Source organism: Pseudomonas sp. UBA6699, assembly GCF_002454615.1.
GTDB lineage: Bacteria > Pseudomonadota > Gammaproteobacteria > Pseudomonadales > Pseudomonadaceae > Aquipseudomonas > Aquipseudomonas juntendi.
Genome location: NZ_DKJF01000057.1, coordinates 63,106 through 88,976, shown reverse-complemented (window position 1 = coordinate 88,976; position 25,871 = coordinate 63,106). Strand labels below are relative to the sequence as shown.

21 protein-coding genes and 3 pseudogenes are annotated in these 25,871 nt (G+C 58.3%); 10 read left to right on the top strand and 14 right to left on the bottom strand.

The window, feature by feature from the left end:
* Window positions 1–2: 2 nt before the first annotated feature.
* The 7 genes and pseudogenes from B3361_RS11025 to B3361_RS10995 form a co-directional block, all read left to right on the top strand.
* Entirely contained in the window at window positions 3–752 is a 750-nt protein-coding gene (locus B3361_RS11025) for a DUF4194 domain-containing protein (RefSeq protein ID WP_177333899.1), read from the top strand.
* Entirely contained in the window at window positions 749–4,054 is a 3,306-nt protein-coding gene (locus B3361_RS11020) for an ATP-binding protein (RefSeq protein WP_082422838.1), read from the top strand. Before B3361_RS11025 ends, B3361_RS11020 begins: the two co-directional genes overlap by 4 nt.
* Entirely contained in the window at window positions 4,005–5,195 is a 1,191-nt protein-coding gene (locus B3361_RS11015) for a Wadjet anti-phage system protein JetD domain-containing protein (RefSeq protein WP_223656450.1), read from the top strand. The genes B3361_RS11020 and B3361_RS11015 overlap by 50 nt, the downstream gene beginning before the upstream one ends.
* A gap of 785 nt (window positions 5,196–5,980) precedes the next feature.
* The gene (locus B3361_RS11010; protein ID WP_054881264.1) at window positions 5,981–6,268 is read left to right on the top strand and encodes a hypothetical protein; all 288 of its coding nucleotides are present in this window, start codon (window positions 5,981–5,983) and stop codon (window positions 6,266–6,268) included.
* A 5-nt stretch (window positions 6,269–6,273) separates the two neighbouring features.
* Window positions 6,274–6,537, top strand: a complete 264-nt coding sequence (locus tag B3361_RS11005) for a BPSL0761 family protein (RefSeq protein ID WP_060499449.1) — start codon at window positions 6,274–6,276, stop codon at window positions 6,535–6,537.
* Window positions 6,538–6,566: 29 nt separating this feature from the next.
* A complete protein-coding gene (locus tag B3361_RS11000) occupies window positions 6,567–7,145 on the top strand; it encodes a DUF6088 family protein (protein ID WP_306303013.1) in 579 nt (192 codons plus the stop codon).
* Between the two features lie 424 nt (window positions 7,146–7,569).
* Window positions 7,570–7,701 (top strand): annotated as a pseudogene (locus B3361_RS10995) (IS630 family transposase); the annotation flags it as partial.
* Window positions 7,702–7,760: 59 nt separating this feature from the next.
* On the opposite strand, the gene ggt reads toward B3361_RS10995, so the two are convergent.
* From ggt to B3361_RS10960, 7 genes are all read right to left on the bottom strand, one after another.
* Complete coding sequence (ggt, locus tag B3361_RS10990) at window positions 7,761–9,347, bottom strand: gamma-glutamyltransferase (RefSeq protein WP_054881260.1); 1,587 nt, start codon at window positions 9,345–9,347, stop codon at window positions 7,761–7,763.
* Complete coding sequence (locus B3361_RS10985; protein ID WP_023083522.1) at window positions 9,340–10,335, bottom strand: NAD(P)-dependent oxidoreductase; 996 nt, start codon at window positions 10,333–10,335, stop codon at window positions 9,340–9,342. The genes ggt and B3361_RS10985 overlap by 8 nt, the downstream gene beginning before the upstream one ends.
* A 2-nt stretch (window positions 10,336–10,337) precedes the next feature.
* Entirely contained in the window at window positions 10,338–11,468 is a 1,131-nt protein-coding gene (locus B3361_RS10980) for an aromatic ring-hydroxylating oxygenase subunit alpha (RefSeq protein WP_049878502.1), read from the bottom strand.
* A complete protein-coding gene (locus tag B3361_RS10975; protein ID WP_054881259.1) occupies window positions 11,465–12,208 on the bottom strand; it encodes an ABC transporter ATP-binding protein in 744 nt (247 codons plus the stop codon). The genes B3361_RS10980 and B3361_RS10975 overlap by 4 nt, the downstream gene beginning before the upstream one ends.
* Window positions 12,205–12,990, bottom strand: a complete 786-nt coding sequence (locus B3361_RS10970) for an ABC transporter ATP-binding protein (protein WP_033982762.1) — start codon at window positions 12,988–12,990, stop codon at window positions 12,205–12,207. The genes B3361_RS10975 and B3361_RS10970 overlap by 4 nt, the downstream gene beginning before the upstream one ends.
* On the bottom strand, window positions 12,987–14,972 hold the full coding sequence (locus B3361_RS10965) for an ABC transporter permease (protein WP_033982764.1): 1,986 nt from the start codon (window positions 14,970–14,972) through the stop codon (window positions 12,987–12,989). The genes B3361_RS10970 and B3361_RS10965 overlap by 4 nt, the downstream gene beginning before the upstream one ends.
* A 75-nt stretch (window positions 14,973–15,047) precedes the next feature.
* Window positions 15,048–16,157 carry an ABC transporter substrate-binding protein gene (locus tag B3361_RS10960; protein WP_033982765.1) on the bottom strand — a complete coding sequence of 370 codons (1,110 nt, stop codon included), beginning with the start codon at window positions 16,155–16,157 and terminating at the stop codon, window positions 15,048–15,050.
* A gap of 184 nt (window positions 16,158–16,341) precedes the next feature.
* Between B3361_RS10960 and B3361_RS10955 the strand changes: the two genes are divergently transcribed.
* Both B3361_RS10955 and B3361_RS10950 read left to right on the top strand, forming a co-directional pair.
* Window positions 16,342–17,109: a FadR/GntR family transcriptional regulator gene (locus B3361_RS10955; RefSeq protein ID WP_033982767.1), complete on the top strand. Its 768-nt coding sequence runs from the start codon at window positions 16,342–16,344 to the stop codon at window positions 17,107–17,109.
* A gap of 5 nt (window positions 17,110–17,114) precedes the next feature.
* On the top strand, window positions 17,115–18,557 hold the full coding sequence (locus B3361_RS10950; RefSeq protein WP_033982769.1) for an NAD-dependent succinate-semialdehyde dehydrogenase: 1,443 nt from the start codon (window positions 17,115–17,117) through the stop codon (window positions 18,555–18,557).
* Window positions 18,558–18,591: 34 nt separating this feature from the next.
* Here the strand turns inward: B3361_RS10950 and tnpC are convergent.
* Window positions 18,592–19,425: pseudogene (tnpC, locus tag B3361_RS10945) on the bottom strand (IS66 family transposase); the annotation flags it as partial.
* An 80-nt stretch (window positions 19,426–19,505) separates the two neighbouring features.
* Here tnpC and B3361_RS10940 point away from each other — a divergent pair.
* Window positions 19,506–20,597: an IS5-like element ISPa8 family transposase gene (locus B3361_RS10940; RefSeq protein WP_054881258.1), complete on the top strand. Its 1,092-nt coding sequence runs from the start codon at window positions 19,506–19,508 to the stop codon at window positions 20,595–20,597.
* Window positions 20,598–20,769: 172 nt separating this feature from the next.
* Here B3361_RS10940 and B3361_RS10935 read toward each other — a convergent pair.
* The 6 genes and pseudogenes from B3361_RS10935 to phnC form a co-directional block, all read right to left on the bottom strand.
* A pseudogene (locus tag B3361_RS10935) lies at window positions 20,770–21,078 on the bottom strand (IS5/IS1182 family transposase); the annotation flags it as partial.
* Between the two features lie 107 nt (window positions 21,079–21,185).
* The gene (locus B3361_RS10930; protein ID WP_010466239.1) at window positions 21,186–22,055 is read right to left on the bottom strand and encodes a LysR family transcriptional regulator; all 870 of its coding nucleotides are present in this window, start codon (window positions 22,053–22,055) and stop codon (window positions 21,186–21,188) included.
* Complete coding sequence (gene ptxD / locus B3361_RS10925) at window positions 22,049–23,059, bottom strand: phosphonate dehydrogenase PtxD (RefSeq protein WP_003118429.1); 1,011 nt, start codon at window positions 23,057–23,059, stop codon at window positions 22,049–22,051. Before ptxD ends, B3361_RS10930 begins: the two co-directional genes overlap by 7 nt.
* An 8-nt stretch (window positions 23,060–23,067) precedes the next feature.
* Window positions 23,068–23,895, bottom strand: a complete 828-nt coding sequence (gene phnE, locus B3361_RS10920; RefSeq protein WP_010466252.1) for a phosphonate ABC transporter, permease protein PhnE — start codon at window positions 23,893–23,895, stop codon at window positions 23,068–23,070.
* Window positions 23,896–23,903: 8 nt separating this feature from the next.
* Window positions 23,904–24,767 carry a phosphate/phosphite/phosphonate ABC transporter substrate-binding protein gene (gene phnD, locus B3361_RS10915; protein ID WP_054881257.1) on the bottom strand — a complete coding sequence of 288 codons (864 nt, stop codon included), beginning with the start codon at window positions 24,765–24,767 and terminating at the stop codon, window positions 23,904–23,906.
* Window positions 24,764–25,591 (bottom strand): phosphonate ABC transporter ATP-binding protein, encoded by an 828-nt coding sequence (phnC, locus tag B3361_RS10910; protein WP_054881256.1) that lies wholly within the window; start codon window positions 25,589–25,591, stop codon window positions 24,764–24,766. Before phnC ends, phnD begins: the two co-directional genes overlap by 4 nt.
* Window positions 25,592–25,871 lie beyond the last annotated feature (280 nt).

Genomic DNA, 25,871 nt, shown 5'->3' with positions numbered 1-25,871 from the left:
GCATGGCAGGGATTTTCGATCGAATAGCAGGCGCCTCTGGCACCGACGAAACGGAGCTGACGGTGGAGCCCATAACGTTGGATGACGGCATGGATGATGAACAGCCTCTTATGAGCGCCGCTGTTCAGGTCGATGAGCGCCGGACGCCGCAACGGGTACGTGAGGCCGTACAGGAAATGCTCAAGTACGGGCTGCTGGAAGAAAGTCACAAGCCCAATCTGTATCGCTCGGCGCTTGCCAATATCGAGGCGGTCGACACAATCCTGGAACCCCTCGACCTGGCCATGGGGGTCGACGAGGTTCGCGGGCTGGTGTTCGTCACCGTTCGTCAGGGCGAGGTGGCCGAGCAGGATGACTGGTCGCACCCCCTTGTGCGCAGGCAAAGGCTGAACCTGGAGCAGTCCCTGCTGATCGCCATTCTGCGCCAGCATTTCATCGCCTACGAACAGGAAAGCGGTACGGGCGCCACTCAGGCACTGGTAGCTGTTGATGAGCTGATTCCGCAATTGCAGGTTTACCTGGGCGAGCTGGGCAGTGAGGCGAAGGAGCGCAATCGCGTCATCACGCTGCTGGATCAGCTCAAGGGGCATGGTTTGGTGTCGGCTCTGGACGCCCATGACCGCGTCATCATCCGCCCCATCATTACCCACTTGGCCAACCCGGAGAACCTGCAGGCACTGGTGGTTTGGCTGCGCGAGCAGGTGGAGGGCGCGACTACCCCGGCTGCCGCTGCTGAGGAGGACGAGGCGTGAAGCAAGCACTGCTCTGGCGTGACAGCGAGACCCTCATTCTCAGCAGCATCGAACTCTATAACTGGGGCGGCTTTCAGGGATATCACCGTGCCGAGATCGATCCCTCAGGCACCGCCGTGATCGGCCCAACGGGTAGCGGTAAAACGACGCTGGTGGATGCTCTGATGACCTTGCTGTGCGCCAACCCGCGCTACAACCTGGCTTCCACAGGTGGGCATGAAAGCGACCGTGATCTGGTGTCCTATGTGCGCGGGGTTACCGGCCCTGGAGACGGAGGTGTAGAGCAATCTCATATCGCGCGCCAGGGTAAGACGGTCACCGCCATTGCCGCCACGCTCGAGCGTGACGGTGCGCAGGTGCGACTGGGCGCTGTACTCTGGTTCGAGGGCACCAGCTCCTCGGCGTCCGATCTGAAAAAACTGTGGCTGTTAAGCGAGTCCCCCGAGCAGACGCTGGAGCATTGGCTCAGCCAACATCACGCAGGCGGCATGCGGGCGCTGCGTCAGATGGAGAAGGATGGCACGGGTATCTGGCCGTATCCCAGTAAAAAAGCCTTCCTGGCCAGGCTCAGGGATTACTTCGAGGTGGGTGAAAACGCCTTCACCTTGCTCAACCGCGCTGCCGGCCTGAAGCAGCTCAACAGCATCGATGAGATCTTTCGCGAGTTGGTACTGGATGACCGCTCCGCCTTCGTGCGGGCTGCCGAAGTCGCCAGCAGCTTCGATGATCTGACCGATATTCACCGAGAACTGGAAACTGCTAGAAAACAGCAGCGCTCATTGCTGCCGGTCGCCGATGGCTGGGAGCGTTACCGAGTCTTGCAAGCCCAGTTGCAGGACAAACAGGCGCTCGAAGGCATTCTTCCGGTCTGGTTCGCCGAGCAGGGTTATCGCCTGTGGTTGGCCGAAACCAACAGGCTGGAGACGGCGTACAAACAGGCCGAACTGGATCAGGCGCAATGCAGGGGGCAGCTTGAAACCCAGAAGGGCGTGGTCGATCAACATCGTCAGCGCTACCTACGTGTAGGGGGCGCAGGGATAGATCAACTACGCGGGCGCATTGCGGATTGTGCCAGGGAGCGTGATAAGCGACGCCTGAAAGCCGAGCAGTACCAACGCTTGGTCAAGGGGCTTGGACTCGCGGATGAGTTATCGGCTGCTGCACTCGAGGAAAATCAGCAGCAGATCGCGGCACGCCTGGAAATACTGGGCGAGCATATTACCGAGGCACGGCAAAAGGCGTTCGATGCCGGCATCGTCCAGAAAGAACTCGATGGCCGCCTGCAGAGCTTGCAGCAGGAGCGTGCCGAGGTCGAACGACGGCCAGGCTCGAACCTGCCTGGGCATTTTCATGCTTTTCGAGGGGAGCTGGCGCAGACGCTTGGCGTCGATGAATCGGCCCTGCCTTTCGTTGCCGAGCTGGTGCAGGTCAAGCCCGAGGAGCTGGCCTGGAGGGGGGCCATCGAGCGGGCAATCGGCAGCCACCGCCTGCGTATCCTGGTGCCGCAGGGTGCGTCCGAGGCTGCACTGCGTTGGGTGAACCAACGACACAACCGCTTGCATGTGCGCTTGTTGGAGGTCAAGGAACCGTCGTCGCGCCCTGTGTTCTTCGACGATGGTTATACCCGCAAGCTGACCTTCAAGGAGCATCCGTACCGCGAAGCGATAAAGGCGCTACTGGCGGACAATGACCGACATTGCGTGGAGAGCACGGAGCAATTGCGTCATACCCCGCACGCCATGACGGCTCAGGGGCTGATGTCGGGTAAAGAACGCTTCTTCGACAAACAGGATCAGAAGCGCCTCGATGAGGACTGGCTGACCGGCTTCGATAACCGCGACCGTCTTGCCTTCCTGGCCGAGCAGATTGGCGAGGTCAATGAACTGCTCGCGCCTGCCAGGCTGGCCTTGGACGCTGCCCGGGGCGATGCCCGCAAGTTGGAGGATCAAGCTTCGCTGCTGCAGCGCGTCGAAGAACTGCAGTTCGAGGAGATTGATTTGCCGGGCGCCGAGCGTCAGCTTGCGTCGCTGCATGCTCAGCTCGAAACCCTGACGCGTCCCGACACCGACCTTGCCATGATCAAGGCTGAGTTGGATGAAGCTGAGGCGCTGTTCGACGCCCTGGATCGACAGAGGCAACAACTCATCGAGCAGTGCGGTCAGTTGAAACTTCAGTTCGAGCAGGCTGCATCCGCTACCCGTAAGGCCTATCGTGGTGCCGAAAAAGGGCTGAACGATACGCAGCGTGAACTAGCGCAAACGCATTTCCCGACCCTGACGGCAGATGACCTTGGCGATATTGTCGAGCTGGAGCGCCAGCATACGCGTGAGCTGCAAGGGCAGCTCAAAGCGCTCGGCGATAAACTCGGCGATCAGAAAACAGAGCTTGCCAAACGTATGTCTGACGCTCTGAAGGTGGACACCGGAGCGCTTGCGGAGGTCGGGCGAGAACTGGTGGACGTACCCAGGTATCTGGAGCGTCTTCGCGTGCTGACCGAGGAAGCCCTGCCCGAGAAACTCAAGCGCTTCCTGGAATACCTCAATCGTTCCTCGGATGACGGCGTCACCCAGTTGCTCAGCTATATCGACCATGAAGTCTCGGTGATCGAGGAGCGCCTGGATGACCTGAATAGCACGATGCAGCGTGTCGACTTTCAGCCCGGACGCTATCTGCGCCTGGTGGCGAAGAAGGTTATCCATGAAAGCCTGCGCACCTTGCAACAGGCTCAGCGCCAACTGAACTCGGCGCGCTTCATCGATGATGAAGGCGAGAGTCACTACAAGGCATTGCAGGCGCTCGTTGGGCTGCTCAAAGATGCCTGCGAGCACAGCAGGAATCAGGGCGCCAAAGCGCTTCTGGATCCGCGCTTCCGCCTGGAGTTCGCGGTCTCAGTGATCGATCGAGAAAGCAAGAGTGTCATCGAAACCCGAACAGGCTCTCAGGGCGGTAGTGGTGGTGAGAAGGAGATCATCGCCTCCTATGTGCTGACCGCATCACTCAGCTATGCGCTTTGTCCCGACGGCAGCAGCCGGCCGTTGTTCGGCACCATCGTTCTCGACGAGGCGTTCTCGCGCAGCTCCCATGCGGTTGCCGGTCGGATCATTGCAGCGTTGAGAGAGTTCGGCCTGCACGCTGTCTTCATCACGCCCAACAAGGAAATGCGCCTGCTGCGCCACCATACGCGTTCGGCAGTCGTCGTTCATCGGCGCGGCGTGGAATCCAGTCTGGTTTCCCTGAGCTGGGAAGCTTTGGATGAGCATCATCAACAGCGCATCAAGGCCATGCATGAAGTCGCCCACTGACATCAGTCGCAGCCTGGCCAGACAATGGCAGCGCTCCAGCGTACGCTTGGAACGCTTGCTCAATCCCGCTAGCTGGCCGCAAAGCCTCAACATCGGCAAGCCTTCGGCACGTCTATTCACTGACAACATCCAGGCGGTACTCCGGCATGTGGAGAACTGGCGGAGCGTGAACGTGGGTACAGTCGACTGGGAGCCCGTCAGCTACCGAGCAGGGCTGTCCCCCATTTCCTTACCGATGCGCTGGCACTTGCGTAGCCCTTCCGAATGGATTGCCGCGACCAATGATCCAGCGGTCAGCCAGGAATACGCTCAACTCGAGTATCTGGTTGAGCAGGTAGACAGTGCCTTTCATGCGCTGCTGGTAGCACAACGGAGCTTGTGGTTGACGAAGCCGTCCGAAGAAGTCGTCGCCACGGCGCGACTCGCCACCCGGTTGTCGCCAGGCTGTGCCCGAGGCCGTCCGCTGCGCCTGCTTGCCGAGCACGGCGTCGACACCAAGTTTTTCGAGCGCAACGCCAGTTTGCTGACCTGGCTCCTCGACGAGCGCTTCGGAGGCGCGGCATCCGAGCAAGGCCTGACGACTTTTCTGGATGCCTTTGAAGAAAGCAGCCACTGGGTTCTGGTCGTTCCCCTTCAGCCTGAACTGTTGCCCTTCAAGCGGCTCAGACTCACCACTGCGGAACTGGCCGAAACCCCACTTCCCGGTTCGCGATTGCTCGTGGTGGAAAATGAGCAATGCATTCACTTGCTGCCTGAGAACTTACCGGACACCCTGGCTGTGCTGGGCTCAGGACTCGATTTGCAGTGGCTAGCGTCCGCGCACCTGGCCGGTAAACATATCGCTTACTGGGGCGATATGGATACTTGGGGCTTGCTTATGTTGGCGCGAGCGAGACTTCATCAACCTACGGTCGAAGCACTATTGATGGAACGGGAGCTGTTCGAGCAACACTCACCGGTGAGCGCAGTCCTCGAGCCGACCAAAGCTCTGGATTCGGCCCCACCTGGTTTGCTGGCTGACGAAGCGGACTTCTATCGGTATCTGCTGGTGCAAGAACGAGGACGTCTTGAGCAGGAGTACCTGCCAAAGGAACAAGTTGAGCGCGCTATCGAGCAGTGGGCTCGAAAGATCCCTGTATAGAGCGGCTGGCGGTGGGCTCAATAGCCCTGTAATCCTTAGACCGCCTACCCTTAAACCACAATCTTCAGATATTCCTTCTCTGAAATTGCCAACGTTGATCGCTTTAGGCGGCCGGTTTTCAGCGTTGGTCTGCAGCGAGCCTTTCCACCTCCTCGACGAGACTAAGGGCGATTCACGATTCCGGTCGACTTAAAGCGCCGGAGGCCGGGATGCTCACGGATTTCCGGTCAGTTGAGTTGCACCATGGCCGAGCCGATCTCGCGCTCGCCAGATTCCGGTCTGATGACGCGACCAAGAGCGCTCGGCTGTTTCCGGTTGCGCTGGAGCGTATGGTCGGGGCTGGTTGACTGCCTGCGCACAGCATTCCGGTCAGACAGCGACACAGGGAAATTCACCACTTACTGCGCGGTTTACAGGGCGACGGGAGTCCAGCGCTCGCCCCAGTTTTGCATCCACCGGAATTTGCCGAGCGCCTTGGATCACAGGAACACCTTCGCCGAAATAGTCAAATGAACCCTCATTTCCTAATCTGGGAGCTGACGAAATTTGCGGCATCTACGTTAGCGCAGCGGACCATCGAGTTACCGTGTGTCTCGTAAGTAATCGGGAGCGCACGCTGATGAGATGGTTTTTCGTGGTGATGCTTTGCGGTGGGGCAGGTCTCTGGCTAAGCGCCCAATATCAAGTTCCTCAATGGTTGCTTTGGCTCCTGCTGGCGCTGGGAACCACGATGTGGGGCCTGGCCAAGTGGATGGAGCGGCAGGAGGCCAAGACGGAGTGCAGTCATGATTGAGCACACAGATCCGGGTTGGTCTGCATGCCCAATACTGCAGGCTTTGCAGCTTTCTGCACGGCAAACACTAGTTGGCATTGCACCTTATCTGGAGCGGTTTCACAGTGGGCGGGAAGGCCTGCAGGAATTCCAGGTTGATGGACTGCTGTTCTACCCTCTGGAGCTAATCAAGGGCGTGCTGGTACGTTCGCCTCAATGGCCGCGGCGCTTAACTGCGCGCTGGGTGGCGGGCGCTGGCGAGCCAGCTACCCGGGGCTTTGAGTTCATGACCAGGAGATAACGAGATTGACCCTCCCTTACGAAAGAACACGCGCCATCCTCAAAACAGAGGAGTTCCTGCGTGAACTCTCCCGTCATTCGGGGTTACCGCAGGATATCCGCAGCTATGCGAAAAGCCTGCTCAGGCACTATCCATCTGCCGATCAAATTTTCTCGCTGGGGCGCCTTGAGGAATGTCTGGTAAACGAAGCGCTTGAAGATGAATACCGACGGCGGGTAATCGCCTTCCACCAGCCGTTGCTCTGCTCGTCGCTGGAGTCGACACGATAGCAATGTCCTGCCCTCATTCTGAGCCGCCGGTGTCTCACCTCGTCAGGCAGCGGGTTAAGTTTCTGCGCAAGGGGAGGCCTTTCAGCATCAGGTGTCTTGCAGGGCTTGGTTCGAGCTCGGCCATCTCCAAGGCAGTCGCCCAGCTTGTTCGCCGTGGCGAGCTTGAGCGTGTGTATCGTGGCATCTACATGCGGCCGAAATACAGTCAGTACACTGGTCGGGTTCATCGTCCTGGGCCTTGGGACTTGGTGAATCTGATTGCCAGGCAGAACCGTTGGAAGCTGCAGATCCACGGCGCTGATGCCGTGAGACATTTCGGGCTGAGTACACAGATGCCGGTCATCCCGATCTATTACACGAGCGGCTCCAGTCGATCTCTATTCGTGGGGAAGGCCGAGATCAGGCTCGTGCATGCCGCTCCGATGGTGATGCAGTGCGCAGGAACCAAAGTGGGGATGACCATCAGCGCTCTGTTTTATCTCGGCAAAGGTGGTACTACGCCGGAGTGTGTTGCTGTAATGAAAAAAGCTCTCAGCCCTGAAGACCTGAGCAAAATAGTGGCCTGCAGAATGCCGAAATGGATGCGCGCAGCGCTGGAGACAACATGAGCCGGTAAGAAGCAGCCAGACACTCCGTTTGGCTGCCTATCCCTCTATCAGAGTCGGACCTGCATCTATTGCTGGCTGCCCTTCTGCATATTTATCCGCGCTCTGCGGATATAGCTCACCGACACGCTGAGCCGGCGGGCGATCTCGGCGTCGGAAAGGCCCCCGAACTCCGAGATAATTTCGGGTGTCATTTCGGGCAACGGTCGCTTGTACGCTTGTATTCCAAGCTCCCTACGCATTTTTTTGACCGGAAAATTACTGACGCCTAAACGGTCAGCGACTTCTGTATCCGGCATCATCCCCAGTAGAGCTATGGCTTCGCTGGTCCAAATGTCCTCCAGTGGTTTGAAACGCTCACGACTGATCTTTGACTCTGGGATCTTCAGCTCCGCTCTCGCACGCTTGATTCGGTTGATGGAAACACCGTACGGGCTTGCCAGCGCGTAATCAGGACGAACTGGAAGGGCGTGTTCGCTCGGTCATGAGACGATTGCAATTACACCCCCAAAGAATCCGTTCTTATTTCCGGCATCCACGTATCGCCTACGCGGCATGATTTGGTGTATTTGATTGCCGGGTTAATAGTGCGGGGTAGCCCACCGTGAGTCACTACTGCTAGTAGCCGATGGCAGAACCATCTTTACGCGGATCAGAACCGGCAGTCAGGGTGCCGGTTTGAGGATCGATGAGAATAATTTGACCGCCGCCCAGCGGCTTATAGCTGGGTGAATCGACCAGCTTATGCCCAAGCGCCTCAAGGCCCTGACGGGTATCAGCACTGACTCCCGCCTCCACCTGTACCACACCGTTCTCGAAGAACACTCGTGGCGCATCGATTGCCTCTTGCGCATCCATGCCGTAGTCGATGATGTTGGTCAGAACATGTACCTGCCCCACCGGCTGGTAGTCTCCACCCATCACGCCAAGTGGTGCAATCACCTGACCGTCCTTACAGAGCATACCCGGCATAATGGTATGCATGGGCCGTTTAGTCGGGGCGATAACGTTCGGATGTTCAGGACTCAGGCGAAAACTTTTGCCACGGTTTTGCAACAGCACACCGGATTTTGGAGCAACCACACCACTTCCAAACTCGTTGTAGATTGAATTGATAAAACTCACCACGTTGCGGTTTTCATCCACCACACACAGATACACCGTATCCGAGTGATCCAGCACCGAGTCAGGCAGCTCGCCTGTCGCTTTAAGGTTAATACCCCGGGCCATTTTTTCGCCCACTTCAGGCGCCAGCAGTTGCTCCACCGATGTGTTCATAGACGCCTGATCGGCAAGGCGCAGATCACGCTCACGGTAGGCCAGACGCGAGGCTTCAACTTCCAAATGAAGGCGTGCGGCACTCTCAGGATGCAACTCTTTCAAATCGAAGTGGCTCAGGGTATTCAGCATCAGTAGGGCTGTTAAGCCTTGGTTATTGGGTGGCACCTGATACAAATCAAAGCCACGGTAACTACCTTTAATAGGGTCGACATAATTGCCCCGGCACTCGGCAAAATCTGCCAGCGTGTGCAGCCCGCCACCAGCTTGCAGCGCCTCCACCATATCCTCGGCGATAGCGCCGGTGTAGAAGGCATCGCGACCAAATTTGGCAATCGCCTCCAAGGTATTGGCTAGTTCGGGCTGACGATGAATTTCGCCAGCCTTGGGGGCGCGGCCTTCAGGTAAAAACACCCGACGCGCATTGTCGATTTCTTTCAGCCACGGCTCGTTTTGCGCCCAGTCTCCCGCCACTCTGTCGGCCACCACATAACCTTCGCGGGCGAAGAAGATCGCGTCTTTAAGGACTTCTTCACGTGCCAGAACGCCGTGCTCATCCAAAAGCTGACACCAGGCATCAATCGCACCCGGCACCGTCACGCTATGCGCACCGCGACCGGGAATGGCATCAAGGCCCTGCTGCAGATACCAATCAAGGGTGGCGGCCTTTGGCGAGCGGCCCGAGCCGTTAAAGGCGCGCACCTTTTGATCTTTACCTGCCAACAGCACAAAGCAGTCACCGCCAATACCGGTGGCTTGCGGCTCAACCACCGCCAATACCGCAGCAGCGGCTACGGCAGCATCCATCGCACTGCCCCCACGGCGCAAAATATCCAGGCCGGCTTGGCTGGCCAGCGGGTGAGAAGTGGAAATCATGCCGCGCTGGGCACGTACCGGGGAACGGCCAGGTAGATGTAAGTTACGCATGGTGAAAACTCCGCAAACGGCTGGCATGTTCTGGATTTAAGGCCAAGGCAGGGACACGCCCGGCTAACAAGTCCTGGACTTGTGCCACACATTCCATGGCTTGGTAATCACTGGCCTCGGGTGTCAGCCCGGCAACATGAGGGGTAGCAATAACATTGGCGAGCACGGCAATTTTTGGATTCGGCTGCTCATCAAGGCCGCGCCCCACATCAAGGCCTGCGCCTTGAATCTGACCGCGGGTGAGTGCGTGATAAAGCGCTTCCTCATCAACCAGAATGCCTCGGGCGATATTGATAAAAAAGCTGTCTTTGCGCATTTGGCCAAACGCCCTAGCGTTAAACATCTCTATGGTTTCGGGCGTGGCGTAGGCTGCGGCAACCACATAATCAGAGGAGGCCAGCAGCTCCTCAAAACGCACCTTTTCAATGCCCTGTTCGGTGATCTCTGCGTAAGGGTCATAGACTGACACCTGCATGCCCGCACACAGACAAAGGGCCGCGATGCGCTTACCAATCGCGCCATAGCCGACAATGCCTACACTGGCTCCATAAAGCTGGCGACCAAAGACCATCGGCTGCTGATGCACGCCCTGATGATAAAGTGTGGCAGCCTGGGTAATACCGCGGCCCAGATCAATCATCAAACCCAAGGCCAGCTCACTACAGGCCTCGGCGTAACCTGCGCTGCAACGCACCGCCAAGATGCCTGCAGCACTGGCTGCTGACACATCGACATTGCGCGCATCCACCGCGCAGCGCAAAAAAGCCAGCAGGTTCGGCAGACCCGCAAACACCAAGGCCTCGCCCGGCGCCAGGCGATCAGAAATAATCACCTGACAATCTTTGGCTGCTGCTACTAGCGCATCGCCCCGCAAGGGCTCGTCACTATCGTTTAGCCGTACATTGCCAAGCCCCTGCAGGGTAGTTACCGCGCGGGCACTGAAGAAGTTTTTCAATAAGTCGCGGTTATGGGTAATCAGGATATTCATCTTTATCCCTTGGCAATTGGCAGATGACGCAACAGCCAGTTGTTCATGTCATGCACCACATCATCACGCCACGACAAGTGCCCCGGGGTATAACGAACCGAACTCAGGCCTTTTTGCTGTTTTTCCAGGATGCCAACATCTTCCAGAGCTACTGTGCCCCAGCGGTGGTAGTAAGGCTGAGCGCGCTCTTCAAAGTCGGGCAGCTCCAGCAAGTGTTTGGGGAAGCAGCCGCCCACCGACAAGTGCGTACGATCCACCGCAATCGGCCTTACTACCAGCCACCACATGCAATCTTGAGCGCAGCAGAATTGGGTAGTGGGCTCGACCAGAGTGAAGAAAGTGCCTTGTTTAGCCTGTTCGCTCAGGCCTTCAATTTGCGGAAAAGGCGCGTCCTGGGTTTTGTCGAGGACTGCGCTCGTCATCAACGACTGCACTTGAATGGCGTGCCATTCGCCTTTGGCTGCAAAGGTCAGGCTATTTTGCGCGCCTACGGTTTTGGCATGGACGATCCCGGTGTGATAGGTCTCCATTGCGTTTTCCAAAAGCAGCTTCCAGTTGCATTCGGCGATGATGTCTTTGCGCCAAACGCAGACCATATCCTCTAATTTGTTGGTCCCGACCAGCTCATCAAAGTCACCTAGATGGGTCATTAAATCCGGCGCGTTGTCGTCGAAATTTAAAAAGATATTGCCGCGCCACACGCTCATGCGAATCGGCACCAGCGCGTTATGTTCCGGATCAAAGCCCGGAACATCAGCCATCCCGGGCGCCCGCATCATGCTGCCATCCAACTTGTAGCTCCAGGCGTGATAGGGGCAGAGGATGTTGCGACGGTTACCGCAGCCTTCCAGCAGAATCGAGCCACGGTGACGGCAAAAGTTGGCAAAGGCGTGCAGCTCGCCTTGCTCATCACGGGTCAGCAGCACCGGCCCGCCCACGGTATCAATGGAGCGGTAGTCGCCCGAGCTGGCAAGCTCATCGGTACGCGCGGCAAAGAACCAGTTCTTTAAATGGATATGCTCCACTTCCTGTTTGAAGATTTCTTCACTGGTGTAGTAGTGCGGTGCAAGAGCACGGGCCTCGCCCAGTTCAGTGCCGCTCCAGAGGTACTTCGCAGAGTGGATCGTCATCATGCAACTCCAGTCACAGGTGTAGCGGCACCGCCGCCCAGATACAGTTGTTTTAAAAGGTCGGCATCCAGACTTGCACCGGAGCCTTGGTAGACAAGACGGCCCTGCCGCAGCACGTACGCGCTGTCAGCAATGGCAATTGCTTCAAGGGCGTTCTGCTCAACCATCAGCACCGTGATGCCCTTGTCGCGAATACTGGCTACCGCTTCCAGCACCCGGTCAATCATCTGCGGCGCCAGCCCCATGGTTGGCTCGTCCAGGATCAGGCATTGCGGGCGCGACATTAGCGCCCGGCCAATCGCAAGCATTTGCTGCTCTCCTCCGGAGAGGGTGCCGGCGAGTTGTTTGGCGCGGGTTTTCAGGATCGGAAACAGCTCGTGCAGCTCGTCGATATCACGGTCGATGGCGCGCTTGTCGCGCTGAATGTAGGCGCCCAGCAGTAAGTTCTCGGTGACCGTCATGCTGGCAAACACCAGCCGGCCTTCCGGTACATGGGCAATGCCCAGTTCGGAGCGGCTTTCAGCGCGTAACTTCAAAAGGTCGTGAGTGATATAGCGGATGCTGCCGCTGATCGGTTTCACCAGCCCTGAAATGGCTTTCAGAGTGGTGCTTTTACCTGCACCATTACTGCCGACCAGACTGGTGATCGTACCGGGCATCACCGCCAGACTGATATCGGTCAACGCTTCAACGGCGCCATAACGCACGCACAGGTTATCGACCTGAATTAATGGCGCAGTCATGCTTTGCCTCCTTTCACCTTTTGTTTGCCGAAGTAGGCGCTTTGCACGGCTTCATTGGCGAAGACTTCGGTCACGCTGCCTTCAGCCAGTTTTTGCCCGTGGTAGAGCACCGTGATCCGGTCGGCTAGACCATGGATGATGCTCATATCGTGTTCGACCAAAAGAACACTGGTGCCGTCGTCACGGATGCGTTTAATCAGGGCCGACAGCTCTTCCTTTTCGGCCAGGTTCATACCCGCCAAGGGCTCATCCAGCAGCAGAAGACGGGGGCGTGAGATCAGCGCGCGGGCAATCTCTACCCGGCGCTGATGGCCGTAGGCAAGGGTGGTGGGGGCACGCTCATCAAAGCTTTCATCCAGACCGACAAAGCGCAGAAGTGCTTTGGCTTGCTCAACCATCTGTGCCTCATGCACGCGCAGCGCCCGACGTAAAAACAGCAGGTGCCAGAGGTTTGCGTCAAAGTGCCGGTGGGCACCGACCAACACGGTTTCCAAGACACTCATCGCACCAAACAAACGGATGTTTTGAAAGGTGCGGGCCAGCCCTGCCTGGGCGATCACATGGGCTTCACGCCCACAGACTTCACTCCCGCTGATGGTCAATGACCCCGCTGTCGGTTTAACGAAACCAGACAGGGCATTGACCACAGTGCTTTTACCCGCACCATTGGGACCGATAAGCGCATGTATATGGCCCTCCCGGATACTGATATCCAGCCCGTCCACCGCCTTCAAGCCACCAAATGTCACGCTTAAACCTTGAGCATTTAGCAGGGCGTTCATTGCGCCACCAGCTTGACCCGCGCTTTGGCGGCAAGTCCTTGAGGTCGGTACAGCATCAAAAGGATCAACAACAGGCCCAGAAGGGCAAAACGCGCTTCAGGGAAGGCTTCAACAAAGGGCAAATCCAGCGCCAGCTGCAGGAACACCACCCAAATCAACGCGCCGATAAAGGGACCAATCAAAGTACCCAACCCGCCCAGAACAACCAGCATCAGCAGCAGAATGTTTTCAAACAGACTGAAGTTGAAAGGGCTGATGTACTGCTGGCTGTGGGCATAAAAGGTGCCAACCAGTCCACCAATAAAGCCACCGAAGGCGTAGGCATATAGCTTGTAGCGCGAGGTCGGGATGCCCATGGCTTCGGCAGCGTCTTCATCTTCACGTATGGCCACCCATGCCCGACCAACATGGGAGCGCACAATGCGAGCAATCACGAACACCACCAAGGCCGCCAGCGCCAACGCATAAAGGTATTGGGCCTGAGCGCTGGCCAACTCGTAACCAAACAGGTTTGGCAACGGGATATCGCGAATGCCCATCGGCCCCCGGGTCAGATCCACCCAGTTGATAGCCACGATGCGAATAATCTCGCCAAAGCCCAGGGTCATGATGGCCAGGTAATCGCCGCGCAGCTTTAGCGTCGGGTAGCCGATACACATTGCAGCCAGCGCTGCGAGTACACCGCCGACGATGAAGTTGGCGTACATCAGCCACCAAACCTCAGCAGATTCAATGCCGAAGCCCTGGCGCATCACCAGAATGAAGATGATTGAGGTGAAATAGGAGCCCACCGCCCAGAAGGCGACATAGCCCAGATCCAGCAAACCGGCAAAGCCCACCACCACGTTCAGACCGCTGGCGAGCATCCCGTAGATCAGCACGAAGATTAAAATCCGCAGCCAGTAGTCGCTGGTCACGACGAAGGCAAGACTAGCTGCAACAGCCACCAGAGCGATCATCAGCCAAGGACTTGGGCTGGCGAATTTACCTAGCAGGTGCTCAACGCGAGCCATCAACCAGCCGCTTTGCGGGCTGTTGCCCAACAAACTTCCACGCTCACCAGCAACGGTTTCCGGCCGGCCGAGCAGGCCTTGCGGGCGGAAGTACAGGAGCAAAATCAGCACACTGAAACTGATGGCGTCTTTCCAGGCGTTGCCGTTCGGCAAGTAACCACCACCCAAGGTTTCCATCATCCCCAGCAACAACCCGCCCAACGCAGCACCCGGAATGCTGCCAATGCCGCCCAAAACCGCTGCGGTCAGCGCTTTAAGCGCAGGTATAAAGCCCATAGTGGCGTGGGCAAAGCCGTAGGTTTGCGCGTAAAGAATCCCCGCCAGAGCGGCAAAACCTGAGCCAAGTAAAAAGGCGATGGCGATAATGCGGTTTACCGGGATGCCAATTAAGGTTGAAGCCGTGCTGTTGTCAGCCGTAGCCCGCATCGCCCGACCAAGGCGGCTGCGCGCCACGAACTGGTGCAACCCCAGCATCGCCACAACCGCCACGATAATGGTTAATGCTTCTGGCACAGTGAGATAGAGCGAGTTGAACAAGACGATCACTTCCATCTCTGAAAGCGGGTTTTCCGGGAAGCGCAGCTCTTCAGCACCCCAGATACTTTGCGCCCCGCTTTGCAGCAGCACAGAGATTGCGATAGAGGTAATTAAAGGCGCCAACCGCGGGGCGTTGCGCAGTGGCCGGTAGGCCAAACGATCCACCACAACGCCTAATATTCCAGCCAGAACAATTCCGAAAGCAGCTGCCAACGGTAGCGCGAAGTGCGGCATCGCCACCGAAACTCCAAACAGGCTGATCTGGTCGAGCATCAAGCTCACGGTAATAAAGGCGCCCAACATGAAGAACTCGCCAAAGGCGAAGTTCACCATGCGCACCACCCCGTAGACGAGACTGAAGGCTACGGCCGCCAGTGCGTATATCGCACCAATGGTCAGGCCGTTAAGCAAAAGCTGAGCAAAGTATTCCATGGCAAACCCATCTGTGTTGCACGAAAGCAGCGGCGCAGCCGCACGGCAAATGGGGCGGCTAGACCGCCCTGAGGTTTACTGGGTGTCGGCTAAGCGAAACGCGCCGTCTTTGACTTGCAAGAAGTACAAAGACCCCACGCGATCGCCGCTAGCCTCAAAGGTCGTTGGACCAGTAACGCCCGGAATATCTTTGATGGTGGAGAAGGCCTCATTAAGCGACTCACGGGTGAGTGCGCCCTGGCTCTTGGCTTGAGTCACCGCTGCGGCCAGAGTTTTACCGGCGTCATAGCCAAGGGCCGCCCAAGCATTGGGCTGCTCGCCATAGGCGCTTTGGTAGGCGTCGATAAAGGGGGCCGTGGTCTCGGTGGAAACCGACGGATCAAACATTCCGTAGGCGATCATGCCCTCCACCGCGCTGCGGCCCAGACTGATCAAATCAGGGTTGAGCGATCCGTCACTGCCTAGGAGCTGAACCTTGATTCCCAAGGCGCGTGCCTGTTCGGCAATTTTTGCTGCTTCAGAATAAAAACCACCGATAAAGATCGCGTCCGGCTTGGCAGCACGCGCCTTGATCAGCAGGGTTTTAAAGTCTTTGGTGCCCAGCAGGTAGCTTTCCTGACCAACAATCTCAGCGTTTTTCGCCGCAGCATCACTGAAGGCGCTTGATAGGCCGATACCATAGTCATCTTGCTGGTTGAGGATATAAACGCGCTTAAAGCCCAGCTTTTCCGTGGCGTAACGCCCCATGGTTTGCCCTTGGGTTGCATCGGTCATCACGTTGCGGCGGAAGTACGCACTGGCACCAGTTAAATCAGGACTGGTGACAGCAGAGGCCAGCACCGGCAATTTGCAGCGGTCAAACACCGGAACTGCAGCCAGTGCAATAGAGCTGAACGAGTAGCCCATCACTACATCAATGGACTCATCCGAGCAAAAGCGTTGTGCAATCAAAACACCTTCGCGAGCCTCACCACGGTCATCAGCCGAAGTCAGACTGAAGGTGGTGTCCGAAGTCTGATTGAGTTCAGTCAGGGCAATCTCTAGCCCCTTGCGGATGTTCAAACCAAATGCCGCAAAATCCCCTGACAGGGCTGCGGTAAAGCCAATTTTAACTTCCTCAGCAGCCACCTGCGTACTGATCAAGGGAAGAGCGGCCAAAGAACTCAGAGCCAGTCGTTTCAACATAAGCATTCTCCAAAGTCAGGATAAGCATGAAGACGATTGGGCAGCGTTAAGGCAATCAATTGGTCTTATTGGTTTGTTTTTTTATTCAGCATTTAGACCTGGATTTGATCTTGCCTTGCCTTGCTCTTGCTGGCAACCACTTATATGCTGGCTCCACTGAAAAAATTCACAAGAGCACATTGGTATGAATGGTTTGCCTGAAATCTTAATTGGTGCAAATGGTTCAGGTGGAAACAATGTCTTAGGCATCACCGCAGTCAACTCCAAAGAGCAGCTGCTGAGCCAGCTTTTGGGGGCGATGCGCACCGGCAGATTAAAAGTCGGAGACAGGCTTTTAAATGAGCGTGACCTGGCTGAATTTTCAACCCTTTCGCGGTCCACCGTGCGCGATGTCCTTAACACCCTTGAGAAGCAAGGGCTGCTAGAGCGGCGCGTCGGACGCGGTACTTTTCTGATCGCCCTTCCCGGGCATGAGCCGCTTGGAGAGCCGGGGAACGAATCCCTGGTTACGCCCGCTGAGCTGATTGAGTTTCGGCTGACAGTGGAACCGGCCCTGGCTGATTTGCTGGTGCTCAAATTGAGCGATGCTGAAATTGACAGGATTCGCGGTGAGCTGTTAGCAGGCCGACATGCCACCAGCTGGGATGAAGTGGAAAGGATCGACCGCGACTTCCACCTAATGCTCTACAGCGCCACACAAAACGCCATGTTCATCGAGTCCGGACGCAAGGTTGCGCGCATGCGCAACAACCCGGCCTGGCTGCGTCTTAAAGCTCATCGTTTTAACCGCGAGCGCTGGCTGGTGTTCCAGCGCGAACACGAAGCCATTCTGGATGCTCTCGCCATGCGCGATGCGCAAACCGTAGCCGACCTACTGCGCCACCATATCTCTGGGGTGCGTATGGATTACGCCCTGAACCGCTCTAACGCGATAAACGTACCCAAGGAGTAGCTGCTATGCCTGAGTCTTCGCACAAGCATCTTTTGTTTATTGACGGCCATTGGTGCTCAGGCCAAAAAGATGCATGGCTGGCAGTGGATAACCCCGCAACCAGCCAAACGGTAAATGAAGTGGCTGTTGCCGAAATCGAAGACTTGGATATAGCCCTAAACGCCTGCGCCAGGGGCTTTTCCGTTTGGCGCAAAACTCCCGCAATAAAGCGCGCGGATGTACTGCTTGAGGCGGCGCGACTGATCCGTGAGCGCCTTGAGTCGCTAGCGCAGACCTTAAGCCTTGAGCAAGGAAAACCCCTGCCTGAGGCACGCATGGAAATAAATTCCTGCGCCGAGCTTTTACAGTGGTACGCCGAAGAAGGGCGACGCGCTTGTGGTCGTCTGGTGCCGGCACGCGACAGCAAAGTGATCAACATGGTTCGGCGTGATCCGGTAGGGCCGGTGGCCGCATTTTCGCCGTGGAACTTTCCAGCCTCGCAAGCTGTACGCAAACTCGCGCCGGCCCTCGCGGCTGGCTGTTCGATTATCTTGAAAGGGCCAGAAGAAGCGCCGGGCGCGCTGATTGGGGTGGTGCAGGCACTGGTAGACGCCGGCCTGCCTGACGGAGTGCTGGCGTTGGTGTTTGGCCGGCCGGCTGAGATTTCTGCGCATTTGATTGCCTCACCGATTATTCGCAAAGTCTCGTTCACAGGCTCCGTGCCGGTTGGCAAGCTGATCGCCACCCAAGCGGCACAGAACGTCAAACCCTGCACTCTAGAACTCGGCGGACATGCTCCGGTTCTGGTATTCGAGGATGTGGATATCCTCGACTGCGCACAAAAGCTGGCACAGGCCAAGTTCCGTAACGCAGGGCAGGTATGCGTCTCGCCTACCCGCTTTTATATCCAGCAAAGTGTTTTTGCCGAATTCACCCAGGCATTTGTCGAGGCCGTACAACGTATAACCATTGGCGCAGCCCAAGAGCCAACCACACAAATGGGCCCACTAATCAACCAACGGCGCTGCGCGCAAATCGCCGACTTAGTCGCCGATGCCAAGGTCAAAGGCGCTACCGTCCTAACCGGTGGAGGGCCGCTAAGAGACTCCGGCTATTTTTTTGCGCCAACCGTGTTAACCAACGTTCCAGAAAACGCCCGCGCGTGGATGGAAGAACCTTTTGGTCCACTAGCGCTGCTGGCGCCGTTTAACTCGGTGGATGAGGCAATTGAGCTGGCCAACAACACAACCTTTGGTCTTGCTGCCTACGCCTTTAGCCACAACCTCGCAGTCTGTCATCGGCTAAGCGACGAGCTCATCACCGGCATGCTTGCCATTAATCACTTTGCGTTGGCCTTTGCTGAAACACCTTTTGGCGGTGTGGGTGAAAGCGGTTACGGGCGTGAAGGCGGCAGTGAAGGCTTGGATGTGTATTTGGTTAATCGCCTGATTACTCAGGCAGTGGCTTAGATTTCGGCTTTTGCGCTTTGTAAGCGAACGGGCATTACACCTTGCCGACGGATACCCAGTTGTGCGGCAGCAGCTCGGCCAGAGCGCTGGCCTTCTGTGTCGGCAGTCGCGTTAGCACATCCTTGAGATAGGCATACGGATCATGCCCATTCATCCGCGCCGACTGGATCAGGCTCATGATTGCCGCCGCCCGTTTGCCGCTGCGTAGCGACCCGGCAAACAGCCAATTGGAGCGACCTAGAGCCCACGGGCGGATCTGGTTCTCGACTTGGTTGTTGTCGATGGGCACGGCGCCGTCGTCCAGATAGCGCGTCAGCGCTACCCAGCGTTTGAGGCTGTAATCCAAAGCTTTCGCCGTGGCTGAGCCGTTGGGCACAAGATCACGCTGGGCCAGCATCCAGTCATGTAGTGCGTCGAGGAGCAGTGAAGCCTTTTCCTGCCGTATTCGCCAGCGTTCTTCATTGCTCATGTCGCGCACTTGGCGTTCGACTTCGTACAGCCCAGCGATAGAGTGCAGCGCCTGTTCGGCCAGTTGGCTTTTGTTCGCCGCGTGCAGATCGAAGAACTTGCGGCGGGCGTGAGCCATGCAGCCGATTTCGGTGATGCCTTGCTCGAAGCTGGCCTTGTAGCCAGCGAAGTCGTCGCAGACCAGCTTGCCATTCCACTGGCCAAGAAAATTGCGCGCATGCTCGCCGGCACGGCTGGGGCTGAAGTCGTAGACCACGGCCTTCAGATCGGCGAAGGGCGTGGTGCTGTAGGCCCAGACGTAGGCACGGTGGGTCTTCTTCTCGCCGGGCGCGAGCATCGAAACCGGGGTTTCGTCGGCATGGATCACGCGCTGGGCAAGCACCGCTTCGCGCAGCGCATTGAAATTCGCCTACGGTCTGTCTGACTTTGCCGTGTAAGGTTTACGATATCGGCTCCAATCTGCCGGGAGCCCCGATTTCCATGCGTGGCGCCGATATCACTCAGGAATCCTTGTTCACTGTCGCCAAGCTCGATGACTTCGTGCCAGCGACTCACCCCCTGCGCGCCATCCGCAAGCTGGCAGACACCGCTCTGCAGCGGATGAGCGCCCTGTTCGACACATTGTATGCCGACACCGGCCGCGCCTCGATCGCCCCCGAGAAGCTGATGCGGGCGCAGTTGCTGCAGTTGTTCTACTCGCTGCGCAGCGAGCGGATGCTGATGGAACAGCTGGGCTACAACCTGCGGTTCCGCTGGTTCGTCGGCCTGGCCATTGATGATCCGGTGTGGGATCACTCGGTCTTCTCGAAGAATCGTGACCGCCTCAATGCCCAGGCAGTGGCCGCCGAGTTTCTGAGCGAGGTGGTACGCCTGGCGGAGAAGCAGGGGCTGATCTCGGATGAGCACTTCTCGGTCGACGGCACATTGCTGCAAGCCTGGGCCTCTCAGAAGAGTTTCCGTCCCAAGGACGATACGCCAGACGACCCGGGCCCCGGCCCGCGCAATGCCCAGCCGGACTTCAAGGGGCACAAGCGCAGCAACGACACCCACGCCTCGACCAGCGATCCGGATGCCCGGCTGTACCGCAAGAGCCACAACACCGGCGCGCAGCTGAGTTACATGGGGCATGTGCTGATGGAACACCGCAGTGGCCTGGTGCGCAGTGCTCATGTGACTCTGGCCGGTGGTCGTGGCGAACGCGAAGCCGCGCTGGCGATGCTGAGCAAGCTGGGTGGTCGCCGTCGACGCACCTTGGCTGCGGACAAGGCTTACGACACGGCAGACTTCGTGGCCGCCTGTCGTGCCCTCGGCGTGACACCCCATGTTGCGCAGAACACCAATGGTCGTCGCAGCGCCATCGATGGCCGTACCACGCGCCACGCCGGCTATGGTCTGAGCCTGAAGATTCGCGCCTGGATCGAAACCCACTTCGGCTGGCTCAAGGCGGCGGCAGGCCTGCGCCAGGTGAAGCAACGCGGACTTGAGCGTGTCGACGCGCTGTTCCAGCTGGCCATGGCGGCAAGCAACCTGGTGCGTCTGCCGAAGTTGCTGGCTACAGGCTCAATGGCATGAGCGCGTTGACGGGGAAGGTGCGCCTGGAGCACACCAAATCGGGCTATTTCCATCGATTGGCGCCCTAAACGGGAAGTAAACGAGCGCGACCGCTGCTGCCAGAAGCAGTGGACGTAATCATCGCGGCGAATTTCAACAGGCTGCTAGGGTCTGTTGCCGTTTCGCGCCAACAAATGGTGGTTTCGTCGGGGATGCGCTCCAGGTTCAGCCCGGCAAACTGGCGCAGGATCGTGGTTTCGTACAGCGCTTCCTCCATCGCTGGATCGCTGTAGCCGAACCAGTTCTGCAGCAGATGCACACGCAGCATCGCCATCAACGGGTAGGCCGGACGGCCACCTTCACCCTTCGGATAATGTGGCTCGATCAAAGCAATCAAGCCCTTCCACGGCACCACCCGATCCATCTCGATCAGGAACAACTCCTTGCGGGTTTGCTTGCGCTTGCCAGCGTACTCGGCGTCGGCGAAGGTCATCTGCTTCATCGGGAAACTCGGTGGGTGGGGTCGCGGTATTTTGCCAAATCAGAAAGTCTTTTTCAGAGTTTCCCTAGGCTGACAAGCCAAGCGCTGGATCGCAACCATCCATCACCTTATCCAGCTAGATCTGCCTCCTCCAATAAGTGCCGCACAAATCCCGGCGGGTGCAGATTTCCGGGAGGTTTGCGCCAGATCAGTTGGAGACGCTTTTCAAGCCCCGGGATGGGAAGAGCTACCAGCGCGCCACTGCGAACTTCGTCTTGTACTGCGGAAGCCATCACCAACGACACGCCGAGTCCCGCCCTCACTGCTTGTTTGACTGCCTCGGTGCTGCCTAGCTGCATACCGCTGCGAGGCACGCCCAGTTCGCCAAAGTATTCGGTCAGAAGCCGTCCGGTACCGCTACCCGGTTCACCTCCCAGCATCGGCAGGTCCACCAGACGATCACGTTCTATGCACCCTGCTTCAGCCAGCGCATGGTCGGGGCTGACGATAAGCACCAGCGGCTCGACCCGCCAGAGGCGGTGTTCGAAGTCGGGGTGAGGTAGCCACCATTCCATGATCGCGGCGTCGAGCTGGCCCGCCAGTAGCTGGTCGGCCACATCCGGGTTGGCGGCGATGCGCAGATCCACCTCGCCCCTCTCATTTGCGGTCGTCAGATAGTTGCGCACGAATGGCTGGAGAAGGTAGGTGCCGATGTTGGAGCTGGCCCCGACGCGCTCACGATTGCCATGCAGGGCTTCTAGCGCCCGGGCGTGCATGTCGAGCAAGGCGGTCGCATGCGGCATGAAGGCCAGCGCCCGTGTGGTAGGCTGGCAGCCGCTACGACTGCGCTGCACCAGCGTTACGCCGACCTGCTCTTCAAGCTTCTGCAAGTGCTGCGACACCGTCGGCTGGGCCAGCCCCAACGCCCTCGCCGCGCTCTGAAAACTGCCTGTTTGAACGATCGCTACCAGGCTCTTCAGCCAGACCGGATTCAACATGCGGCAGGCTCGGCCTTGGGCAGACGGTTCGCAGCGTTGATTGGGCGCGCACCTGCCAATACCTGGATGATGTTCTGCGCTGCACAACGTTCAATCTCCAGGCGCACCGCGCGCACTGCCGACCCTATGTGCGGAGTGAACAGCGTATTCGGATGCGCGAGCAGCGCAGGATCGATCAGCCGCGGCCGGTCCGCGCGAGCCCAGTCTTCCATTTCGAATACATCCGCCGCATACCCTCCGAGCTGGCCTCGCTCAAGCGCCGCGAGCACGGCGGCTTCATCCACTACCGAACCACGACAGGGGTTTACAAGCAGAGCGCCCGGCCGTACGAGGGCAAGCAGCTCGGCGTTGACCAGATGCTGGGTATCGGCATTCAAGGGAAGCGCCAGCAGGATGAAGTCCGAGCTGGCGAAGAGTTCGCTGCACGCCACCTGGCGCAGGCCGAGCCGTTGCTCGGTTTGTGTATCCAGAGCCTTCGCCTCGTGGTACTGCAGGGTCGCGCCCCATCCCTGCAAGCGATCAGCCATGGCCAGTCCGATGGCGCCCATGCCAAGGATGCCGACCGTAGCGTTATCCAGCCCCGTGCCGTAGAACTGTGGTTGCCAGCCCTGGAACTCGCCAGAGCGGACGAACGCATCTGCTGCCCGCAGATGCCGCCCCAGCCCCACCGCCAGTCCGATCGCCAGCTCGGCAGTCGGGACCGTCAACAGATCAGGCACGAAGGTCAGCCAGACCCCGCGGGCAGTACAGGCGTCCACATCGAAATTGTCGAAGCCCTTGAGCGCGCAGCCGACTACACGCAGCTCAGGGCAGGCTTGAAGAAAGTCTGCATCGACCCGATCGGGCATGAACGCCATCATCGCCTGAGCATCGCGGCAGCGGCGCAGAATTTCCTCGCGCGTCAGCGTGCTGTCGGTCTGGTTGGTCATCAGCTCGCAATGTGGCGCCAGCAGTTGCAGGATCTCATCGTGTACTCGGTGAGTTATAACGAGTTTCGGCAGCATGGTTTGTCCTATTTGAAACGTTTGCGCAGCACGCCACTGAAGGCGTCTACTAGCGTGACCATGGCCAGGATGACCAGCAGGATTGCTGCAACCTCCTGGTACTGCATGATGCGCAGCGAGCCCATGAGTTCGAAGCCGATACCGCCAGCGCCAACCATGCCCATCACGGTGGAGGCGCGAAAGTTGTATTCCCAGCGGTAGATCGCCACGTCGGCGAACTGCGGCGTCACCTGTGGCAAAACCGCGTGCAGCAGCACTTGCATCGGCGTAGCCCCCGCCGCCCGAGCGGCTTCCACCGGCGCTTCGTCGACGTGCTCGATGGCCTCGGCGAAGAACTTGCCGACCATGCCGACCGAATGCAGACCCAGGGCAAGCACGCCCGGCAAGGCGCCGAACCCTACGGCTGCAACGAAGATGATGCCCATGATCAGCTCCGGCACCGACCGCAGGGCATTGAGCAGCACCCGGGCAACACCGAACACAAGGGGGTGCGGCGCCGTATTGCGCGCTGCAACGAAGGCCACCACCAGCGAGAACACCACTGCGATGGCCGTACCGGCGATGCTCATCGCCAAGGTGTCGATCAAGGGGCGAATCCAGCTTCGATAGCCCGAAAAGTCTGGCGGCATGGCCTCGCCTGCCAGGGTCGCGATGGAGGGCAGCCCGTTCAGCAGCGTGGTGGCATCGAGCAGCCCCACGTACCAGCAGGCCAACAGCACCACTCCGAATACAATCGCCACCTGCCCCAGCTGGCGCCACCAACCGAGGCCGAAGCCTCGAAGGATGTGCTCGCGTTGCTCTGCAGGCAGCGCCTGCACGTCGTAATGAGTAGACATATCGGTGCTCACATCGTGGCGAAGTCGAGGCCGAGCAGCGATCCCATGTTGCGGATCACATCGTAGTCGGCGTCGGTGATTGGCGCGAAGGCCTCGGCCTTGAAGTTGCGCAGCACTTCGGGATCGTCGATACCGACGAATACATCCCGCACCTTGGTTTTCAGCTCGGGGCTCAGGTTCGAGCGCATCGCCCAGGGGTACTGGGGGTATTCGCCGCTGTAACCAAGTACTTTCACCTTGCTCGGATCGATTAGGCCACTTTCGGCTACGTGATTGAAAATTACCTCCGACAGCCCACCCGCATCGGCGTTGCCGTTCGCCACGTTGACGGCAACGGCGTCATGCGTGCCCACAAAATGTTGTTCGTAGTCCTGCCCACCCGTCAAATCGGCCGTCTCAAGAAGCACGGTTTTGGGAATCAAATGGCTGGACGTCGATGCCCGGTCACCATAGGCCATCTTCTTGCCCTTAAGGTCGGCATACTCATTCACGCCTGACGCCACATTGGCGATAATCACCGAGCGATAGGTCGGCTTGCCGTCGATGACCATGGCAGCGAAGGGCTCGATGTCGCTTTTGCTTTTGGCCATGACGTAGGACAGCGGACCGAAATACGCCAGGTCGATACGGCCAAAGCGCATCGCCTCAATCATCGAGGAATAGTCGGTGGTTACGATCAGCTGCACCTTCTTGTCCAGATGCTCTTCCAGATAATCCTTCAGCGGCTGGTTACGCTTGATCAGCTCGGAGGCGTTTTCGTCCGGAAGCAGGGCAACCTTTAGCACATCCGGATCGGCATCGGCCGCTAGGGCGGACAAACTTGAAACAGCGGACAGCAAGCAAGTCAATAAGAGCGCGGATAAGCGTTTCATCGGGACATCTCCAGTGAAGATTCGAGCATGACAGGTGGTTCAGCCGGAGCATTCGCTGGCTGAGTCGTAGAGCGGCCTGCATAGATGCGCTCAAGCTGCGCATCGGTGAGTTCCGAGGGCGCGGCATCGAAAACGATCTGAGAATCGGCCAGCCCGACGACGCGATCGGCGAAGCGGCGGGCATATTCGAGTTGATGCAGCGAAACGATGGCGGTGATGCCGTCTTCCTTGCAGATGTCGCGCAGCAATCCGAGAACACGGACCGAAGTGGCCGGGTCGAGACTGGCTACCGGCTCATCGGCCAGAATGATCGCCGGCTGTTGCGCTAGCGCACGCGCGATGCCTACCCGCTGCTGCTGGCCACCGGACAGTTTGTCCACCCGGCTTAGCGCCTTGTCTGCCAGACCGACCCGAGCGAGGCAACTGAGCGCAATCTCCTGATCGGCACGCGGCAGAGGAAACAGCGAGCGGAGCGTGTTGTGAAAGGCCAGCCGACCGGTAAGCACATTAGCCAGTGCGCTTTGACGTTCGATTAGCTGGTGGTGCTGAAAGATCATGGCGGTACGCCGACGATGCTGACGCAAGGCCGAGCCGCTGCCGAGCTCACCGAGTTCGCTGGTGACACTGCCGCCAGTGGGCGTGACGAGTCGATTGAGACTACGGAGCAAGGTCGACTTGCCTGCGCCCGAGAGACCAAGCAGCACGGTGAACTCACCACGCCGAAATGCAATCGAGGTATCGCGTAGGGCTGTCACGCCGCCTGGATAGACGACGCTCAACCGGTCGACCCGCAGCACGGCGTCCTGTATCGGATGGGGCGTCATTTGATCACCTTTCGCAATATTGCTGGCCGCACAATTGCGGTTCGCGATGCAAAGGGTAGAAATTCCTTGTTAACGCACTGCTTCTAAAGGATGACATTTCGATGAATACTTCGAATCTGCCGTAGCGGGGCGGCAAGCGAAGCCGTGGAAGAACGGGCGCAACGTAGCGTCTTTCTTCACGCGGGATACAGGAGGCTTTGATTGATACTGCTGCGGATTCGCTACAGTAACGTTGGGCCAGAACGTAATGCCATCCAAGCAAGAGAGCGCACACTAGCGG

Bases quoted from the DNA above. Each gene is read 5' to 3' on its own strand.
- B3361_RS10940 (WP_054881258.1), top strand. From the start codon at position 19,506: ATGCGTGGCGCCGATATCACTCAGGAATCCTTGTTCACTGTCGCCAAG.
- B3361_RS10985 (WP_023083522.1), bottom strand. From the start codon at position 10,335: ATGAATATCCTGATTACCCATAACCGCGACTTATTGAAAAACTTCTTC.
- B3361_RS10980 (WP_049878502.1), bottom strand. From the start codon at position 11,468: ATGATGACGATCCACTCTGCGAAGTACCTCTGGAGCGGCACTGAACTG.
- B3361_RS10965 (WP_033982764.1), bottom strand. From the start codon at position 14,972: ATGGAATACTTTGCTCAGCTTTTGCTTAACGGCCTGACCATTGGTGCG.
- B3361_RS10975 (WP_054881259.1), bottom strand. From the start codon at position 12,208: ATGACTGCGCCATTAATTCAGGTCGATAACCTGTGCGTGCGTTATGGC.
- phnE (WP_010466252.1), bottom strand. From the start codon at position 23,895: ATGTCTACTCATTACGACGTGCAGGCGCTGCCTGCAGAGCAACGCGAG.
- phnD (WP_054881257.1), bottom strand. From the start codon at position 24,767: ATGAAACGCTTATCCGCGCTCTTATTGACTTGCTTGCTGTCCGCTGTT.
- phnC (WP_054881256.1), bottom strand. From the start codon at position 25,591: ATGACGCCCCATCCGATACAGGACGCCGTGCTGCGGGTCGACCGGTTG.
- B3361_RS11010 (WP_054881264.1), top strand. From the start codon at position 5,981: ATGATTGAGCACACAGATCCGGGTTGGTCTGCATGCCCAATACTGCAG.
- B3361_RS11025 (WP_177333899.1), top strand. From the start codon at position 3: ATGGCAGGGATTTTCGATCGAATAGCAGGCGCCTCTGGCACCGACGAA.
- ggt (WP_054881260.1), bottom strand. From the start codon at position 9,347: ATGCGTAACTTACATCTACCTGGCCGTTCCCCGGTACGTGCCCAGCGC.
- B3361_RS10955 (WP_033982767.1), top strand. From the start codon at position 16,342: ATGAATGGTTTGCCTGAAATCTTAATTGGTGCAAATGGTTCAGGTGGA.
- B3361_RS10960 (WP_033982765.1), bottom strand. From the start codon at position 16,157: ATGTTGAAACGACTGGCTCTGAGTTCTTTGGCCGCTCTTCCCTTGATC.
- B3361_RS10950 (WP_033982769.1), top strand. From the start codon at position 17,115: ATGCCTGAGTCTTCGCACAAGCATCTTTTGTTTATTGACGGCCATTGG.
- B3361_RS10930 (WP_010466239.1), bottom strand. From the start codon at position 22,055: ATGTTGAATCCGGTCTGGCTGAAGAGCCTGGTAGCGATCGTTCAAACA.
- ptxD (WP_003118429.1), bottom strand. From the start codon at position 23,059: ATGCTGCCGAAACTCGTTATAACTCACCGAGTACACGATGAGATCCTG.
- B3361_RS10970 (WP_033982762.1), bottom strand. From the start codon at position 12,990: ATGAACGCCCTGCTAAATGCTCAAGGTTTAAGCGTGACATTTGGTGGC.
- B3361_RS11015 (WP_223656450.1), top strand. From the start codon at position 4,005: ATGAGCATCATCAACAGCGCATCAAGGCCATGCATGAAGTCGCCCACT.